The organism is Corynebacterium sp. HMSC055A01 (genome assembly GCF_001809405.1).
Lineage (GTDB): Bacteria > Actinomycetota > Actinomycetes > Mycobacteriales > Mycobacteriaceae > Corynebacterium > Corynebacterium hesseae.
In genome coordinates this window covers 17,011-34,952 of record NZ_KV797592.1, presented here as the reverse complement: position 1 = coordinate 34,952, position 17,942 = coordinate 17,011, and the positions used below count along the sequence as shown (strand labels likewise).

Sequence of the window (17,942 nt, the reverse complement as noted above, 5' to 3'; positions counted from 1 at the left end):
AACTGCCATGACTGATTATGCTTCCCGCTTGGACCGCGCCCGCGCGATTGCCGCTGCCAAGGGTATCGATGTATTGCTCGTGGGTACCGGCGCAGAGTTCGCTTATCTTACGGGTTCCTGGGTCTCTTCCCATGAGCGGTTGACGTGCCTGGTCATCCGTCCCGAGGCCAAACCGATCATCGTCGCACCCAGCACCGACATTGAATCGCTTCAAGGCGTTGCTGCCCAGCTAGTGGGATGGAGTGACGGGCAGGACCCTTATGCACTGGCCTTAGACGGTACGCATCCCACCACCGTGGCTGTGGGCTCTTCGCTAACTGCGGACCACGTATTGCGTTTCCAGTCCACGATTCGACGCCAAGTCGAGCCGTCTTCGCTCACTTCGACGGATGCTCCACATGTGGAGTATGTGCTTGCTACCGAGGCGCTGGCTGGGCTCTTTAGCCGCAAGGACCCAGATGAAGTCGCGGAGCTACGCGCTGCGGCAGTGGCTATCGATGCCGTCCATGCAGAGGTGCCACGTCTCCTGCAGCCTGGCCGCACTGAGGCCGACGTAGCGGCAGATTTGCGCGAGCTTATCTTGCGCGAGCACAAAGAGGTGGACTTCATAATCGTTGGTTCCGGCCCGAATGGTGCGAACCCGCACTATGACTACGGGGAGCGCGAACTCAGCGCTGGTGATCCCGTGGTGGTGGATATCGGGGGGACGTTGCCCTCCGGCTATCACTCTGATTGCACACGCACCTACGTGGTAGGCGCAGATCCTTCTGCGGCGCCTGCTGATTTCCAGGAAGCCTATGCGGTGTTGGAAGAGGCCCAAGCTGCCGGGCGAGCTGCTGCACGGCCCGGGGCGACTGCCCAGCAGATCGACCGTGCGACACGCAGTGTGATCGAAAGCGCCGGCTGGGGTGAGTACTTCACGCACCGCACCGGACATGGCATCGGCTTGTCGACGCACGAGGAGCCCTTCATCATGGAAGGAAACGAGCTGGAGCTTGCAGAGTCCATGGCCTTCTCGATCGAACCTGGTATCTATGTACCCGGAAAATGGGGCATGCGTCTCGAGGACATCGTGGTGACCACCGAGTCCGGCTACGAGTCTTTGAACCAAGCTCCGAGGGGGTTGCGTTAATGGGCGCGCTATTGATTCTTGGTGGGCGCAGCGATATTGGCGGCGAGCTTGCACGCCGGTTGTGCGCAGGCCGCCCGGTAGTACTTGCCGCGCGGGGTGAGCACGGCATGGATGAGCTCACCTCAGAGCTTCTGCGCAACGGAGCAACGTCCGTTCACACGCTTTCCTTCGATGCCGCGGATGTGTCCTCCCACCGCGCAGTTATCGAGCAAGCTGCAGCGCTCGCGGGTGAGGACATCACGACGGCGGTTGTCGCCTTCGGAATCTTGGGTGACCAGGAGCAAGCTGAGCACGACGAAGCCCATGCCTTCGACATCGCTCTGGTTGATTATGCCGCGCAGGTATCTATGCTCACCGTGCTGGCCGACGTCATGAAAAGAGGCCATATCGTGGCCTTTTCCTCCATTGCGGGCTGGCGTGCACGGCGGGCCAACTATGTCTATGGCTCAACCAAGGCTGGCCTCGATGCCTTCTGCCAAGGTCTGGCGGATCGCCTGCAGGGCAGCGACCTAGCGCTGATCACCGCGCGCCCCGGTTTCGTTATCGGGTCCATGACACAAGGGATGAAACCCGCGCCCCTGTCGGTGACACCTGACGTAGTCGCACAAGCTGTGGTCAAGGCCGTCGAATCCTCGTCGGGTTCGCGGCCGGTGTCCCGCACGCTGTGGATCCCACGGACGCTTCAGCTGTTGGCCTGGGTCATGAAGCTTGTCCCGCGCCCCATCTGGCGGCACATGCCGCGCTAGCGATGTCCGAGCGCGGGGGAATTGGCATCGAAGATGAAGCCGCGCGGAGCAAGGACGCGGAGCACGACGTCCGCATCGCCCTCCGCCAAATCGTGGATGACCAAGCCCTGCCACGGAGTAACGGTGATCGCTGCTCCCAGCTGAGCAATGAGCCCTGCGTACTCTGCGGGCAACACGCCATCTTGGAGGCCCGCGCCGAGATCGACGCGGCCGGGCGCAGTGTGTTCGGTTAACCAACCAATGGGCACATCCGATTGCGCGAGTCCGGCAGGTGTAGCCGAGGACAACCGGTCAATGGCCTCTGGATTCTCAGCGGAGACCTCGTCCACGTAGTCCACGAGCTGCGAAATCGCGTCGCATAATCCCAGCGCCGGTCCAGTTGCTGCCCCCTCACGGATGAGGCGTGCGGAGTCGGCTTCCTCGACCTGCCCTGCACTGCCGCCGGATAGTTGGAGTCCCGCCGCCACGCCGTGTGCGAGGAGATCGCCAGCTCCACCATCGACGCCGAAGACCGCAGCGCGGGTGATAGCCGGGGAGGTTCCTTCCTCTTCAGATAAGGCATCAGCAACGCGCTGCGCTACCCGGCGCGCCTGAAGAGAGAGGGGAGAGGCCAAGACGTGGGCAGCGGCGGTGGGGAGGGGGACGTCGCCAAGCGCCTGCTCGTTACTCACGCCGCGCACACTGATAACACTGTGCTGCTCTAGGTACACATAGCCATCGCCATGTTCACGGGCGGCCTGGCCCAGTGCTAACCACTGCTCGGGCGTGACGACGCCGCCGGCGGGGTGGAAGCGCATGGTCTCGGATTCAGGATGCTTCGACTCAGTGAGGGACATGGTGCGCAAGTTTAATCGTTACGGGAGGGTCGCCAGCGAACCGGCAGGTCCAGCAAGTATGGTGGGCTGCATGCCGTTTCTTCTGTTCATCGCGTACATCCTCCTCGAAACCCTGGCGTTTTGGGCAGTCGCCGAGTGGATCGGTGTGCTGTGGGCGCTGCTTGCTTTGGCGTTAACCATGCTGTTCGGGATGACGATTGCCAGCTGGGAAGTGCGCCGCATGATGGCCAGCCGCATCCGGCAGACCGAAGACGGCGTCTATGTGATGGAGGATCCCACCCCAGGCAAAACGGCCGGCAATGTTGGTCTGACCATGGTGGGCGGCATCCTGCTTTCGCTGCCTGGGTTCGTCTCCACTGTTTTTGGCGCTCTGCTCATCTTTGCGCCCACGCGCTCCATAATCCGCACGCTCCTTGCCGCATCGATGTTCAAAAAGATTGAGGACATGGGCGTGCGCGTGTACGAGGCCTCGCCCATGTCGCAGCACCGCGATTCCTATGGTTCCTTCGGCACTGTTGGTGGCAATACAGCCGGCAGCGGGATGGATCAGTCAGGCCAATCGCACGAAGTCTTGGATGAAGAAGAAATCCGCTCGTGGACTCAACACGTTAAGCCCGAGGACTTCGAGGACGGAAGCAAGTAGTGCTCCCCATATTCGCGCGGCTTGTTCTTGCCGCTCTGTCGGGCGCGGTCACGTATCTTTCGGTGGAACCACGCGGCTGGTGGGCCGCGGGGATCATTGGGATGGCCATGCTGGTGGCAGCGCTGGCGCCGTGGAGAAAGCCCCTGCATCTAGGATGGGCAGTACTCATCGCCATAGTCCATAGCGCTGTCTTGTACCTCTTCACGCTGCCGTGGATTGGTGAGCTCGTGGGCAACATGCCTTATATTGCGCTCGCTATCTTCCTCTCGCTGTACAGCATCCTCCTCGGCGTCGGTGGGGCAGCACTGCTGCGCTTGCGCTATGGGTTCGCGCTCTTTCCCTTTTTCTACGTGGCGGTGGAAATGCTGCGCTCCTCCGTACCTTTTGGAGGCTTTGCCTGGGTGCGCCTGGCATGGGGTCAGATCGAAGGACCGTTGGCCAACCTCGCCCCGTGGGGTGGTCCCGCGCTCATTACTTGTGCGGTCGTCTGCATGGGCGCGGGTCTGGTGGGGCTTGCGCGCGCGCCACGGTTGGCCTGTGCCCTCTTAGCGGTGCCGTTGCTTGCCGGACTTGTAGCTGCGCAGGGCGTGAATCGCCCTAGCCATACCACGGGTACTGTGACGGTAGCCGCTGTCCAGGGAAACGTTCCGCGGCTTGGCCTCGACTTCGCCGCGCAGCGCCGCGCGGTGCTGGATAACCACGTCCGCGTCACCGAACAGGCAGCCAAGGATGGTGCACGGCCTGACATCGTCATCTGGCCGGAGAACTCCTCCGATATCAATCCTTTTGCCAACGACGACGCACGGGCGCTTATCGACGCCGCCGCCCACGACATCGACGCCCCCATCCTCGTCGGCACGTTAACGCGCGATGAGGTCGGTGCGCGCAACACCATGCAGGTATTCAACCCGGATGGATCGGTGGGGGAGCATCACTACAAGAAGTACCTGCAGCCTTTTGGCGAAACGATGCCGATGCGTGACTTCTTTGCGCGGATTACCGATTTGGTGGATCTCGCAGGCGACATGAAACCCGGTGACGGGCCAGGAATGGTGACCATGGCCGGAACTGCGGTCGGCGTTGCCACCTGCTACGAGGTGAGCTTTGACCAGGCCTTTCGAACCGCGATTAACAACGGGGCGCAGATTCTCACGACGCCAACAAATAACGCCACGTTCAGTGATTCCGATATGACCTACCAGCAGTTGGCCATGAGCCGTCTGCGCGCCATGGAAGCAGATCGCGCCGTCGTTGTGGCGGCCACGTCAGGGGTCTCGGCCATCGTGCACCCAGATGGTTCCGTGAGCCAGGACAGCGGCATCTTTGAACCGGCTTATCTCGAAGAAGAGCTTCCGCTCCGAGAGGGGCGTACATTTGCGGTGCGTTATGGTTCGCTCCTGCAGTGGCTCATGACTATTATTGGAACGGTCTGCGCGCTGTACGCGATCTATTCCACCCGCTTGTCCGGACGGCGCAGCGCGCCTTAAAGCAGAAACCAAAAGGAGCAAGGAACTAGTGAGCTCGACCCGCGAATCTACTCTGGTCATCATCCCCACCTACAACGAGATTGAGAACCTGCCGCTGATTACCGGCCGCGTGCGCAAGGCCACCCCGGAGGTTCACATCCTGATCGTGGACGATAACTCCCCGGACGGCACCGGAGAGGCCGCGGACAAGCTGGCCGCCGAGGATTCTCACCTGCACGTCCTTCACCGCGAGGGCAAGGGCGGCCTCCTCGGCGCCTACATCGCCGGCTTCGAGTGGGGCCTGGAGAAGGACTACCAGGTGCTCTGCGAGATGGACGCGGACGGCTCCCACGCCCCGGAGCAGCTGCATCTCTTGCTCGAGGAGATCGACAAGGGTGCTGACTTGGTGATCGGTTCTCGCTATGTGCCGGGTGGAGAGACTGTGAACTGGCCGGCCAACCGCGAGCTACTGTCCCGATTGGGCAACAAGTACATTTCGGTGGCGCTGGGCGCTGGCATCAACGACATGACCGCTGGATACCGCGCCTTCCGTCGCGAACTGCTAGAGCACCTCGACTTTGAGGAACTATCCAACGCCGGCTACATCTTCCAGGTAGATGTTGCCTTCCGCGCCATCAAGGATGGCTTCGATGTCCGCGAGGTTCCGATTACCTTCACCGAGCGCGAGCTGGGCGAATCCAAGCTGGACGGCTCCTTCGTCAAGGATTCCCTGCTCGAGGTGACCAAGTGGGGAGTCGCTCACCGCTCCGAGCAGGTCAGCGACTTCACCTCGGAAGTATCCAAGATCACTTCCCGCACAGTGAAGGATATGGAGCTTGGTTCCAAGGCCGCCACGGCTAAGAATGCCGTGTCTGACTTTGTGTCCGAGGTATCCAGCCTGGTTAAAGGAATGCTCAGCCGTTAAAATCCAGTCTCTCCAAGGAAAGGCACGCTGACCTTTCGAGCCTCGCATAAGGCAAACAAGCCCGAAAACCTGTCATGGTTTTCGGGCTTTTGCGGTAATAACCACCACCAGTGCTAATGTCGTAGGTGGCACTTTATCTGGTGCACAGTGACTTGCTTCACTTCATTCTCACACTACGGATCGTTCGGCACGTACCTGCCGATGGAGGAGAGTATGCTATGGCAACCGTAACGTTCAAAGATGCGTCCCTGACCTACCCAGGCGCTAAGGAACCCACCGTCAAGAAGATCAACCTGGAAATCGCCGATGGCGAATTCCTCGTCCTCGTCGGCCCCTCCGGCTGCGGTAAGTCCACGACGCTGCGCATGCTGGCCGGCTTGGAAAACGTCACCGACGGTGCCATCTACATCGGCGACAAAGACGTCACCCACGTTGCCCCGCGTGACCGAGATATCGCCATGGTCTTCCAGAACTATGCTCTCTACCCGCACATGACCGTGCGCGAGAACATGGGCTTCGCCCTGAAAATCGCCGGCAAGTCCCAGGACGAAATTAACAAGCGTGTCGACGAAGCCGCCGCCACCCTGGGTCTTACCGAATTCCTTGAGCGCAAGCCGAAGGCCCTGTCCGGCGGTCAGCGTCAGCGTGTTGCCATGGGCCGCGCAATCGTGCGTAACCCGCAGGTCTTCCTCATGGATGAGCCGCTGTCCAACCTCGATGCCAAGCTGCGCGTGCAGACCCGTACCCAGATCGCAGCCCTGCAGCGCAAGCTTGGGGTTACCACCGTCTACGTCACCCACGACCAGACTGAGGCCTTGACCATGGGTGACCGCATCGCTGTACTGAAGGACGGTTACCTTCAGCAGGTTGGCGCACCCCGCGAGCTCTACGACCGCCCCGCCAACGTCTTCGTCGCCGGCTTTATCGGCTCCCCGGCAATGAACCTGGGCACCTTCTCTGTCAAGGACGGTAACGCAACCTCCGGCCATGCTCGTATCAAGCTTTCCCCGGAAACTGTCGCTGCGATGACGCCGGAGGATAACGGTCGCATCACCATCGGCTTCCGCCCAGAGGCCCTCGAAATCATCCCCGAGGGCGAGTCCACCGATCTCTCCATCCCGATCAAGCTTGACTTCGTGGAAGAGCTTGGTTCCGACTCCTTCCTCTACGGAAAATTGGTGGGCGAAGGTGATCTCGGCTCCTCGAGCGAAGACGTTCCCGAGTCGGGCCAGATCGTCGTTCGTGCAGCTCCGAACACTGCGCCTGCCCCGGGCAGCATTTTCCACGCACGCATCGTGGAAGGCGGCCAGCACAACTTCTCGGCGTCGACTGGCAAGCGCCTCCCTTAAGCCCATATGCCGGCTGACCCGCGGAACATGTCGCGAACGTCAGCACGGCTGTGGCAAAGCTCTAGGCCAAAATCAGCAAAGAAGGTGGAGTGACTCGACATGAAAGAGTCCATGAGCATCACCTCTTCGACGTACGCGTCGGCATTGCTGGCGTTGCCTTGGGATACGCCCCTGGAACAGTGGCCCGATGATCTCATCGCCGCACTGCCCAGGGGCATTTCCCGGCATATCGTGCGTTTCGTGGGGATCAATCGCGGCATCGTCGCAGTCAAGGAGATTGGTGCGCGTACCGCTCACCACGAGTACAAGATGCTGCGTGAGCTGCAGCGCCTCGGCGCTCCCAGCGTGCGTCCCGTTGCAGTCATCACGGGACGCCAGCCGGCTGTAGAAAGCTACGGAGAGCTCACCGCAGCTCTGGTGACTGAACACCTAGAGTTTTCTCTTCCGTACCGCGAGATCTTCTCGCGGCACCTGACAGTCGTCGAAGCGGAGAAGCTCATCCGTGCCTTGTCGGTGCTTTTGGTGCGGATGCACTTGCTGAATTTCTACTGGGGTGATGTATCGCTGTCGAATACCCTTTTCCGGCGTGATGCCGAGACTTATTCGGCCTATCTTGTCGACGCCGAAACAGGGGAGTTCCAGCCCAATCTCTCCGAGTCACGCAGGCTTTACGACGTCGACATCGCCCGCGTCAACATCATCGGTGAGCTCATGGACTTGCAGGCAGGTGAATGCCTAGATCAAGATATCGATGTTATCGCCCTCGGAAGCTTGGTCGAGAGTTCCTACCTTGAATTGTGGACAGAGCTGACCGCCGAAGAATCCGTAGATGCCAGCGAGTACTGGCGCGTTTCCGAGAGGATCGACCGCCTTAACCAGCTGGGTTTCGACGTGGGGGAGCTCAAGGTCACCAAGGACGAGTCGAAACAGGTCGTGCGCATTCGCCCTGTGGTAGTCGATCCCGGCCACTATCGTTCGGAGTTGTTGAGCTTGACAGGGCTGAGCGTCGAGGAGCACCAAGCGCAACGCCTATTGGGCTCTATCCAGGCCTATCAGGCCATCGAGTGCGGCCCTCATGTTGGGCTGACCCAGGCGGCGCACTTGTGGATGACACACGAGTATGAACCGACCATTGCTGCGGTTCCCGTCGAGATGCTCCACAAGCTGGAACCGGCACAGATCTTCCACGAGATCGTTGACCACCGCTGGTTCCTCGCCCAAGAGAGGGGAGAAGCCGTAACCCTCCCGGAAGCCACGGCGTCCTATCTCTCTTCCGTATTGCCCGCCCGCCGCGACGAGGCTCGGCTGCTTCAGACGCCGGCACCGAATGACGACTTGTCATAACCGCCCGTGTGCCCCAACACCGCTCAATAGCTCAAGTCTATCGAGCCGCTCTCAGCCGTTTCTTATATCGTTTTGTATGTTTTAGGCCCGATTGCCCCTTAAATGGGGAGCGATCTCATGCCCGAATATGGATATAGTCACAATCGGGCGTTTTAGGCCCGATTTCTTTTGATCGTGTGGAATACCTCACTAAGGTAGGAGACAGGCTAACCAGTTCATAGTCGGATAGTGACCAGCTATGGACCAACTGGTAGCACTGGGCAAGAGCCTTTGTCATGGAGGATCGCCCAGACATAACCGCATACGAGCCGGTTGTCTATCTACGGCTCAACATCCCGCTTTTCATCAAGAAAGATGAGGACCACATGAAGCGTCTTACTCGCATCGCATCCATCAGCATGGCTTCCATGCTGGCCGCCGCAAGTCTCGTCGCCTGCTCAGGCTCTACTGACGACGAAGGCGATGTCTACTTCCTGAACTTCAAGCCAGAACAGGATGCCGCTTACCAGGAGATCGCAAAGGCTTACACCGAAGAGACCGGCGTCAAGGTCAAGGTCGTCACCGCAGCCTCCGGCTCCTATGAGCAGACCCTCAAGGCTGAGATCGGCAAAGATGAAGCACCGACCCTCTTCCAGGTCAACGGCCCGGCTGGTTTCATCACCTGGCAAGACTACATGGCAGACATGTCGGATACCGAGGTAGCTAAGCAGCTCACCGATGACATCCCGCCACTGACCACTGAAGATGGAGAGGTACGCGGCGTCCCGTTCGCTGTCGAGGGCTTCGGCATCATCTACAACGACGAGATCTTCGACAAGTACATCGCCACCTCCGGGGCAAAGATCAAGTCCACCGATGAGATCAAGAGCTACCAGAAGCTCAAGGAAGTCGCCGAGGACATGCAGGCGAAGAAGGACGAGCTCGGCATTGAGGGCGCCTTTGCCTCCACCTCACTGACCTCCGGCGAGGACTGGCGCTGGCAGACACACCTGGCCAACGCTCCGATTTGGCAGGAGTACCAAGACAAGGGCGTCGAGGACACCAACGAAATCGACTTCTCCTATAACAAGGAGTACAAGAACCTCTTCGATCTCTACCTGGACAACTCCACCGTCGAGAAGTCTCTTGCCCCGTCTAAGACGGTCTCTGACTCCATGGCTGAGTTCGCTCAGGGCAAGGCCGCCATGGTCCAAAACGGTAACTGGGCATGGTCCCAGATTTCCGAGACCTCCGGCAACGTAGTCAAGGAAGACAAGATCAAGTTCCTGCCGATGTACATGGGCCTGCCGGATGAGGAGAAGCACGGCATCAACGTCGGTACCGAAAACTACTTGGGTGTGAACTCGGAGGCTTCCGAGGCAGACCAGAAGGCTACCAAGGACTTCGTGGACTGGCTCTTCACCTCCGATGCCGGCAAGGAGCACGTGGTTAAGGACCTTGGCTTCATTGCCCCGTTCAAGAACTACTCCGCAGAAGACACTCCGAATGACCCGCTGGCAAAGCAGGTCGCGGAAGCTATCGACAACGAAGACCTCACCACCTACCCGTGGAACTTCCAGTACTTCCCGTCACAGCAGTTCAAGGATGACTTCGGCCAAGCCCTGTCTCAGTATGCCTCCGGCACCCTGAAGTGGGATGACGTCGTCAAGCAGTTCAAGGACAACTGGGCTGCTGAAAAGGAATCCAACTGGGGCTAAACCTTTAGTCCCATCCCCTCGCCATCCGCCTTCCCAAACGGAGGGCGGGGAGGGGAGTAGGTGAGAGGCATGGCACGTACTCGTCAGTTTGTTCCACGCCCTCAGCCCCCCTCTCCTCGCCGCCATCCTTTGGGAAACGCGTGGCACCACCTGAATTTAAGGTTTCACCACCATGCAAGCAACGCTGAAGAAATACTTCCCAGTCTTTGTCTTGCCCACCCTTCTGGCATTCATGATTGCCTTCTTGGTGCCGTTTATCGTGGGTTTCTTCCTCTCCTTTACGAAATTCACCACCATCACTAACGCCAAGTGGGTTGGCATCGACAACTACGTCAAAGCTTTCTCCCAACGCGAAGGATTCATCTCAGCCTTCGGTTTCACCGTCCTCGTGGTCATCGTCTCCGTGATCACCGTCAACGTCTTCGCCTTCCTCTTGGCGTGGATGCTGACCCGCAAGCTTCGCGGAACAAATTTCTTCCGCACGGTCTTTTTCATGCCGAACCTCATCGGCGGCATCGTCCTGGGCTATACCTGGCAGACCATGATCAACGCCGTGCTTTCGCACTATTCCACGACTATTAGCGCGGACTGGAAATTCGGTTACGCCGGCCTCATCATGCTGCTGAACTGGCAGCTGATCGGCTACATGATGATTATCTACATCGCCGGTCTACAAAACGTCCCGCCGGAGCTTCTCGAGGCCGCTGAGCTCGATGGTGTCAACAAGTGGGAAATGCTGCGCCACGTCACCATTCCGATGGTCATGCCGTCAATCACCATTTGTCTCTTCCTGACCTTGTCGAATTCCTTCAAACTCTTCGACCAAAACCTTGCACTGACCAACGGTGCACCTGGCGGACAAACTGAGATGGTCGCCCTTAACATCGTCAATACGCTGTTCAACCGTATGAACGTCGAGGGCGTGGGGCAGGCCAAGGCCGTCATCTTCGTCGTCGTCGTGGTCGTCATCGCGTACTTCCAGTTGCGCGCGACCCGCTCCAAGGAAATCGAGGCTTAAGTCATGACTACCAGTACTTCAGCGCAGGCCGCACCGGCCCCGAAGAAGAAGGAACACCAGCTTCCCACGGACAACCAGACCAGGATGTCCGGCGGCGCCAAGTTCATTGTCTACGCCATCCTGGTGTTCTTTACCATCGTGTTCCTTGGCCCGATTCTCTTCATCTTCATCAACTCCTTTAAGTCCAAGTTCGCTATCTCATCCGATCCTTTCTCCCTACCCATCGGTGAAACCTGGGTCGGTTTCGAGAACTTCATGGTGGGCTTGACCAAGCAGGGCTTCCTTGAAGCGACCTTGTGGTCCTTCGTCATTACGATTCTCTCCGTGATTGTCATCGTGTTTTTCTCCGCGATGACCGCCTACTACATCACGCGCGTTAAGACCTGGTGGACGAACCTTCTGTACTACCTCTTCGTGGTGTCCATGATTATCCCCTTCCAGATGGTCATGTTCCCGACGGTCAAGATTGCAGACATGCTTCACCTCAACAACCCGATCGGCATCGTGGTGCTCTACCTCGGTTTCGGTTCCGGTCTATCGGTGTTCATGTTTGCCGGATTCGTGAAGTCCATCCCCTTGGACGTCGAGGAAGCCGCGATGATCGACGGCTGCGGCCCGCTCCAGAACTACTTCCGCGTGGTGTGGCCTATGCTTAAGCCGACTGCCATTACCGTGGCCATTCTCAATGCCATGTGGGTATGGAACGACTACCTGCTGCCGTACCTGGTCATCGGCCTTTCCACCCGCTACAAGACCATCCCGGTAGTCATCCAGTCCTTCGTTGGCTCCAACGGTAACCGCGATATGGGCGCCATGATGGCGATGCTGGTTCTGGCCATTATTCCTATCGTCATCTTCTACTTCTCCACGCAGAAGCACATCATCGAAGGTGTTGCTGCCGGCGCTGTCAAGGGCTAATCCGCAGTGCGGTAGGTTAGAAAACCATGAACCGCATGCTGGGCCCCGAATCGAAGTTCTATGCTGCTCTGAGCCTCTTCGCTGACCTCGTCATCGTTAACGTTCTCCTGGTTATCACGTGCTTTCCCGTATTCACTGGGGGAATGTCCCTACGCACCGCTCACGCGGTGACTGGTCAGATGGTTCGCGAAGAAGGTTCCCGCCGCGGCTCGGCCTTCGTTCGGGGCCTTTTGACGCGTCCCGGGGTAAACACTACATGGTGGCTCATTTACCTCGCCGTAGGCGCCTTGGCCGCCTATGAATTCGCCATTATCGCAAAGGCTGAGCTCGGGACGATGGGCGTAGTGCTTCGCGCTGCGCTGGTCTCAGGCCTCATTGTCATAAGCTGCATTAGTGTGTGGTTCTTCCACCTCGATGCGCCAGGGTTGAGGTTTAGTCAACGGTGCACAACGGCCATGATGAAGGCGGTAGCGCACCTTCCGCGTACGCTTTTAGCAGTGTGCCCTTGGGCACTGCTGGTACTGTACCCACTCTTTTTCCCTGCGCAGTGGGGAGGCTACCTGTTCTTTCTCGTTGTGCTCGGTCCGGCCCTCGCAGTCTATCTCGCTGAGTTGGCGCTACAATGGCCCGAACTCAATTCCGATTCACCCGATGGCAGCGCCGCATAAGGCGCTGCGGGCAAGCCGGCCCCAAAACGAAAAATAGGGTAGTGGTATCCACTTCTTCGTGGATTCACTACCCTTGAGAATTCTATGCGGCGCGCAAAGGCTGCTAGGCCTCTCCTTCTTCCTGCGCCTTCTGCTCCTTGAGGAGGCGTGCCGCCGCGCGACGTCGCGAACGCAGATTCTCAATGCGCTCCGTCAAGAGTTCATCCAGCTCCTCAATGGAGCGACGCTCACGCAGCATGTCCCAGTGGGTCCGCGGCGGCTTCACGGGCTTGGACTCTACGCCTTCGCCCTCAACCAGAGTGCCGAGCTTACCGTTCTTGCACATCCACTCCTCGGGAATCTCCGCATCGTCAGCGAAGGGCACCTCGTAGATGTCGCCGTCTTCGGTGCGGTACTTCACCATCTGGCGCGGGGCCAAGTCGTGGTCGCGGTCGGTTTCGTAGCTCACTGCGCCCATGCGGCTGCCACGGAGTACGCGATCTGCCATGCAACATCATCCTTTTCAAGTGTTGAGGTAGGAAAGGGATCAGGGTCGACCTATATCACCCAAAGATCTATCATTATAACGAATGGCCCCTTGCCTTTGTTCCCACCCTCGGGTTAATGGGCTAAGGTGATTGAGGTGATTGGTACACAGGATCCGCAGCCCGACACGCCGCCAAGGCGCAGCCCGGCAACCTGCCAGTGGTGTGGCAAGGAAATCGCGCAGGGCGGCCGGGGTAGGCCACGCAAGTTCTGCTCGCCATCCTGCAAGCAGCGAGCCTACGAGCAGCGCCACAACGTGGTTGGAACGCCCATTCCTGCGGATGCCGTCATCCTAACTCCAGAGAAGGCTGATCGTCTCCGCGACGGCCTCTTTGAGCTGCGGTGTTGCGCTGAGGATGTTGCTACGGCAGCGTCGGAAAGCGCCAGCGCTGAAGAGATGGAACAGCTGTGTGCTGAACTGGTCGCACTGGCTCGAAAGCTTGAGGAATTGAGATAGTACATGAAATCCCTATTAGGCAACCGCAAACTGATCGTTAGTATCTTCGTGATCCTGATTGTGGCCTCGACAGCGCTGGCCCTAGGACCACTCGTGTTTTCTTTGATCATGGGCCGCGGTGTCAAAACCGAGCCCATCAATGCGGATAAGGTCCAGGCCGCTACTACCAACGTCGATGGCGAATGGCACGTGGCGCAAGGTACGGCATATAACCACACCTCGGCAGGTTTTACTATCGATGAGATCCTCCCAGCCGATAAGCGCACGACATCCGGCTCAACCAAGCATGTCACCGGCCAGGCCACCATCAAGGACGGCACCGTTGAGAAGGCGCACATCGCCGTGGACATGGCGAGCCTGACCACGGACAAGAAGGTGCGCGACCAGAACATGAAGACAAAGCTCTTTGAGGTCACAAAGTATCCAGAGTCTACCTTCACATTGACCGAGCCCGCAGACGTCTCCGCCGTGCCTGACGACGGCTCAGTAGTCACCATCCCACTCACAGGCGATCTCACCATCCACGGCCAGACCAAGAGCGTTAGCCAGGATTTTCAGGTGGTCCGCGATGGCGACACCATCATCTTGGGTGGCGACATCCCGATTAACCGCCTCGATTTCGGCATTGAGACTCCTGAAATGATCGCCGCGCGGATCTCCGAAACTGGCGAGATCAACGTCCGCGTCACCTTTGAGAAGTAAGATTCACTGTTCTTCATGAATTCCCAACGCCTCATTCCAATCCTGTGGGTACGGCTCGTCGTGCTCGTAGGGTTTGGCATCTTTATTTGGTTGCAGGAGATGAAGCTCCTCGCTGCCTTCTCGGCGGTACTCGTAGCTCTTACCATCGTGCAGCTGGTGATCGCCTACCGTCAGCGCTAAAACTGACGCTTGACGCATGCACAGAAGTATACCCCAATTACGTAACTGTGACTATTTAATGGCAATTTGGGGGCCGCCCACTAAGCAGCCAACAGGGAGGCGCAGATGAAGGTAAGCGGCCGCCAACTATAGCAACCCCGCGCACGAGACCTTATCCACAAAACAAGGAGTGGCGCGCAAAAAGGGGCATCCGGAAGGTAGCAAGCAAAGGAACCTTGCAGCCACGAAGGATTTCCCAACACAGAATCGGCAACGCCGATACGACACGCAGCCCAGAAACCAATCGCCAGCCAGCCGCCAACAGCACGCGCTGCGACCAGGGTGAAACCATGAGCGTCCATGAGTGAGTCGAGACAGCACAGTCAAGGAACAAACTCGGAACCGGGCAGCCCTGAAGGAAAGACCCCACCCAGTTCATAAGTGTTTGTCCGATAATGTACATTATGTCATTCTAACCACGCTTCCGCTCCCCAGCTTTCAACCGCTAGTCACTCGCTTTAACTTTTTCACTCAATGAGACTTTCATTTCACCCGGTGAGACGGTAGTGTTTCCTCCATAACCAATCAAGCTATTGAAATTTTCAAGGAGGGCGCCTCTCACATGACCGCCGTCAACACCACGCTGCCAAAGCCAGCGGGCACAACACAGCAACTCACCAAACGTGATCGTGTTCGTATTGCCGTGGCTTCGACCATTGGCACGACCATCGAGTTCTACGACTTCTATATTTATGCCACGGCAGCCGTAGCCGTCTTTCCTTTTCTCTTTTTCCCGAAGACCGAGGATCCCACCGTCGCCCTGCTCCAGTCCTTCGCCACCTTCGGCTTGGCCTTCATCGCGAGGCCGCTGGGGTCATTGCTCTTCGGACACTTCGGCGATCGCGTCGGCCGCAAAGCCACGCTCGTCGGTGCGCTCCTGACAATGGGCATCGCCACCTTCATCATCGGTATCCTGCCCACGTACCAGACCGCAGGTATCATCGCCCCGGCCTTGCTGGCTCTGATGCGTTTCTGCCAAGGCTTAGGCTTGGGTGGCGAATGGTCCGGCGCAGCACTGTTGGCCTCCGAAACCGCTGAGGAAGGTAAGCGCGCTTCTGCTGCCATGTGGCCACAATTTGGCGCACCTTTCGGCTTCTTCTTAGCTAACGGCTTTTTCCTAACCTTGGTTGCCACCATGGATTACTCACGCGGTGACACCACCGGCACCTTCATGGAATGGGGCTGGCGCCTCCCCTTCCTCGCGTCTGCGGTCATGGTTCTCATCGGCCTCTATGTCCGCCTGCGCTTGGAAGAAACTCCTGTCTTCCGGCAGGCCGTTGACGAAGGCAAGAAGGTCAAAACACCTATGGCTGAAGCATTCCGCATCGCCTGGAAGCCAATGATCATCGGCACCTTCGTCATGGTCTCCTGCTACACGTTGTTCTACCTGGTCACCACCTGGATTCTCTCCTACGGCATTGGTGATAAGACCAAGGAGCTGGGCCTGGGAATCCCTTACCTGGAATTCCTCGAGATTCAGCTAATCTCCATCTTCATGTTCATGATCGGCATCCCCGTATCTTCGATGCTTTCGGATAAGTACGGGCGCAAGCCAATCTTGACCGTAACCTCACTCATCATGATTGCCTTCGGCTTTAGCTTCCCCTTCTTCCTCGGCATCGACAACGCTGACCGAAACTCGGTCCTCGGATTCCTCGTCGTCGGCATGTTCATCATGGGACTCATCTTCGGCCCTATGTCCGCTGTCCTTCCAGAGCTCTTCCCCACCAACGTGCGCTACACCGGTTCCGGCATCGCGTACAACGTCTCATCCATCCTCGGTGCTGCAGTAGCACCTTTCATCGCAACGTGGCTGGTCAGCTCCTATAACGTGAATTTTGTTGGATACTATCTCATCATCGTCTGCTTCATCTCTCTCATCGCAATCATCATGATGCAGGAGCTGAAGGACCATGACCTCTCGCAGGTTTAGCCGGTCTTAAGACACATGCTTCTCCCCGACTTCTTCTGGTGTTTCACACCAAAGGTCGGGGAGATTTTGGTTTCGGTTCCGTCGGCGGCTTGGCCCCGGCAGCGCCGTCCCGAAAGACACCGATTGGGGGATCCAATCGTGGGAGCACTCTGCCGCTGCTTCCAAAAGCGCAGACTAGAAAGTGCATACCTGCAGGTGGCCGTCGCTAAGCATCCGGGCAGTGCTTGGCGACGACCAGCGTTCCTGCACTTTCAGGTCTGGACAAATGGAAAGGGCGGCTAGCACAGTAGTTGCTAGCCGCCCATGAGATGCTGCTTTGTGACAGAGGCGCCTGCTAACTACGCAGCAACAGTTGCTCGCTCGGTCTGGAGTTCGTTGACAATGGGCTTGCGGCGCACGATGGCGGCGAAAATCGCTCCGGTGACATTGGCCCACACCGCGGCCACGACACCCGGCAGCGCCGCCTCCGGGGTAAAGAACTGCAGCGCCAAGGCCGAAGCCAATCCGGAGTTCTGCGTTGCCACTTCGATTGCCGTAGTACGCGCCGCCGCCTCGCGTTGACGGGCAAGCTTCGCCGAGTAATAGCCAAAAAGGAAGCCGATGAGGTTCTGAATGGCCACACCTGCGAAGACGACCAGGCCAACGGTGACGAGCTTGTCCTGTGATTTTGAAACCACAGCCATGACCACGCCTCCGATGCCGGCAATAGCTACCCACGGAAACGCCGGCAGGACCTTGTCCACTGCCTTGCTGGCGATAACGCGCAAGAGAAGCCCGAGTCCTACAGGAATGAGCACTGTCTGAACCAGCGACCACATCATGCCGGCGCCGTCGACCTCAGCGGTCTCCCCCGCCAGCCACAGCATGAGCAAAGGCGTCATAATCGGTGAGACGAGGGTCGATACCGAGGTCATCGCCACTGACAGTGCCACATCACCCTTGGCTAGGTAAGCCATGACGTTGGATGCGGTACCGCCGGGGACAGAGCCGAGGAGGATGAGGCCGACGGTGGCGGCGTCGGAAAGCCCCAGCAGTTTTGCCACGAGTACGGCGCTGGTCGGCATGATGGCAAATTGGCAGATAACACCCAAGAAGATGGGCAACGGACGCTTCGCCACGAGCGCCAGGTCCGGAATGGTCAAGGTCAGACCCATCGAGAACATGATGACCATCAGCAATTGCGAGGTGTACTGCCCTATCGGTTCAAAGGTGTTGGGGCTCATGAAAGCGACAAAAGCGCAGGCAATGATGACGATGGGGAAGATATACACGGCGAATTTCTCGCCGGTCTCCCCCTCTGTGCGTGGGTTCGTCACGGTGTTTCCTTTCCAGAAGGTGTCTCACTAGATGAATTGAGTATCTCA

The 17,942-nt window shown here is 58.4% G+C and carries 18 protein-coding genes; 15 read left to right on the top strand and 3 right to left on the bottom strand.

The annotated features are described in order from the left end of the window. Positions 1-7: 7 nt before the first annotated feature. Complete coding sequence (locus HMPREF2604_RS10295) at positions 8-1,132, top strand: M24 family metallopeptidase (protein ID WP_070565287.1); 1,125 nt, start codon at positions 8-10, stop codon at positions 1,130-1,132. Next, complete coding sequence (locus HMPREF2604_RS10290) at positions 1,132-1,878, top strand: SDR family oxidoreductase (RefSeq protein ID WP_070520492.1); 747 nt, start codon at positions 1,132-1,134, stop codon at positions 1,876-1,878. Before HMPREF2604_RS10295 ends, HMPREF2604_RS10290 begins: the two co-directional genes overlap by 1 nt. On the opposite strand, the gene HMPREF2604_RS10285 is transcribed toward HMPREF2604_RS10290, so the two are convergent. Next, a complete protein-coding gene (locus HMPREF2604_RS10285; RefSeq protein ID WP_070520490.1) occupies positions 1,875-2,714 on the bottom strand; it encodes a cobalamin biosynthesis protein in 840 nt (279 codons plus the stop codon). The genes HMPREF2604_RS10290 and HMPREF2604_RS10285 overlap by 4 nt on opposite strands. A 70-nt stretch (positions 2,715-2,784) precedes the next feature. Here HMPREF2604_RS10285 and HMPREF2604_RS10280 point away from each other — a divergent pair, with 70 nt between their 5' ends. From HMPREF2604_RS10280 to musI, 9 genes are all read left to right on the top strand, one after another. Next, positions 2,785-3,357, top strand: coding sequence for an FxsA family protein (locus HMPREF2604_RS10280; RefSeq protein WP_070565285.1), 573 nt, complete (start codon positions 2,785-2,787; stop codon positions 3,355-3,357). Continuing rightward, a complete protein-coding gene (lnt, locus tag HMPREF2604_RS10275) occupies positions 3,357-4,844 on the top strand; it encodes an apolipoprotein N-acyltransferase (RefSeq protein WP_070520484.1) in 1,488 nt (495 codons plus the stop codon). The genes HMPREF2604_RS10280 and lnt overlap by 1 nt, the downstream gene beginning before the upstream one ends. 28 nt (positions 4,845-4,872) lie before the next feature. Further along, positions 4,873-5,748, top strand: a complete 876-nt coding sequence (locus HMPREF2604_RS10270; RefSeq protein WP_070520481.1) for a polyprenol monophosphomannose synthase — start codon at positions 4,873-4,875, stop codon at positions 5,746-5,748. A gap of 218 nt (positions 5,749-5,966) precedes the next feature. Then, on the top strand, positions 5,967-7,097 hold the full coding sequence (locus HMPREF2604_RS10265; RefSeq protein ID WP_070565283.1) for an ABC transporter ATP-binding protein: 1,131 nt from the start codon (positions 5,967-5,969) through the stop codon (positions 7,095-7,097). A 99-nt stretch (positions 7,098-7,196) separates the two neighbouring features. Then, positions 7,197-8,441 carry a DUF4032 domain-containing protein gene (locus HMPREF2604_RS10260; protein WP_070520475.1) on the top strand — a complete coding sequence of 415 codons (1,245 nt, stop codon included), beginning with the start codon at positions 7,197-7,199 and terminating at the stop codon, positions 8,439-8,441. Positions 8,442-8,806: 365 nt separating this feature from the next. Then, positions 8,807-10,138 (top strand): ABC transporter substrate-binding protein, encoded by a 1,332-nt coding sequence (locus tag HMPREF2604_RS10255; RefSeq protein WP_070520595.1) that lies wholly within the window; start codon positions 8,807-8,809, stop codon positions 10,136-10,138. A 172-nt stretch (positions 10,139-10,310) separates the two neighbouring features. Further along, the gene (locus tag HMPREF2604_RS10250; protein WP_070520471.1) at positions 10,311-11,156 is read left to right on the top strand and encodes a carbohydrate ABC transporter permease; all 846 of its coding nucleotides are present in this window, start codon (positions 10,311-10,313) and stop codon (positions 11,154-11,156) included. 3 nt (positions 11,157-11,159) lie between these two features. Beyond that, positions 11,160-12,074: a carbohydrate ABC transporter permease gene (locus HMPREF2604_RS10245; RefSeq protein WP_070520468.1), complete on the top strand. Its 915-nt coding sequence runs from the start codon at positions 11,160-11,162 to the stop codon at positions 12,072-12,074. Positions 12,075-12,100: 26 nt separating this feature from the next. Continuing rightward, positions 12,101-12,742 (top strand): ABC transport system MusEFGK2I component MusI, encoded by a 642-nt coding sequence (musI, locus tag HMPREF2604_RS10240; protein ID WP_070520465.1) that lies wholly within the window; start codon positions 12,101-12,103, stop codon positions 12,740-12,742. Positions 12,743-12,845: 103 nt separating this feature from the next. Here the strand turns inward: musI and HMPREF2604_RS10235 are convergent, their stop codons facing one another. Further along, positions 12,846-13,229 carry an RNA polymerase-binding protein RbpA gene (locus HMPREF2604_RS10235; RefSeq protein WP_010186588.1) on the bottom strand — a complete coding sequence of 128 codons (384 nt, stop codon included), beginning with the start codon at positions 13,227-13,229 and terminating at the stop codon, positions 12,846-12,848. 135 nt (positions 13,230-13,364) lie between these two features. Between HMPREF2604_RS10235 and HMPREF2604_RS10230 the strand changes: the two genes are divergently transcribed. From HMPREF2604_RS10230 to HMPREF2604_RS10220, 4 genes are all read left to right on the top strand, one after another. Further along, positions 13,365-13,724 (top strand): hypothetical protein, encoded by a 360-nt coding sequence (locus tag HMPREF2604_RS10230; protein WP_070533068.1) that lies wholly within the window; start codon positions 13,365-13,367, stop codon positions 13,722-13,724. A gap of 3 nt (positions 13,725-13,727) precedes the next feature. Next, on the top strand, positions 13,728-14,426 hold the full coding sequence (locus HMPREF2604_RS10225; RefSeq protein ID WP_070565281.1) for a YceI family protein: 699 nt from the start codon (positions 13,728-13,730) through the stop codon (positions 14,424-14,426). Positions 14,427-14,441: 15 nt separating this feature from the next. Continuing rightward, a complete protein-coding gene (locus tag HMPREF2604_RS14130) occupies positions 14,442-14,606 on the top strand; it encodes a hypothetical protein (protein WP_168163001.1) in 165 nt (54 codons plus the stop codon). A 601-nt stretch (positions 14,607-15,207) separates the two neighbouring features. Beyond that, positions 15,208-16,578, top strand: a complete 1,371-nt coding sequence (locus HMPREF2604_RS10220) for an MFS transporter (protein WP_070520459.1) — start codon at positions 15,208-15,210, stop codon at positions 16,576-16,578. A gap of 338 nt (positions 16,579-16,916) precedes the next feature. Here the strand turns inward: HMPREF2604_RS10220 and HMPREF2604_RS10215 are convergent, their stop codons facing one another. Then, complete coding sequence (locus HMPREF2604_RS10215) at positions 16,917-17,894, bottom strand: bile acid:sodium symporter family protein (protein ID WP_070565279.1); 978 nt, start codon at positions 17,892-17,894, stop codon at positions 16,917-16,919. Between the last annotated feature and the right edge of the window lie 48 nt (positions 17,895-17,942).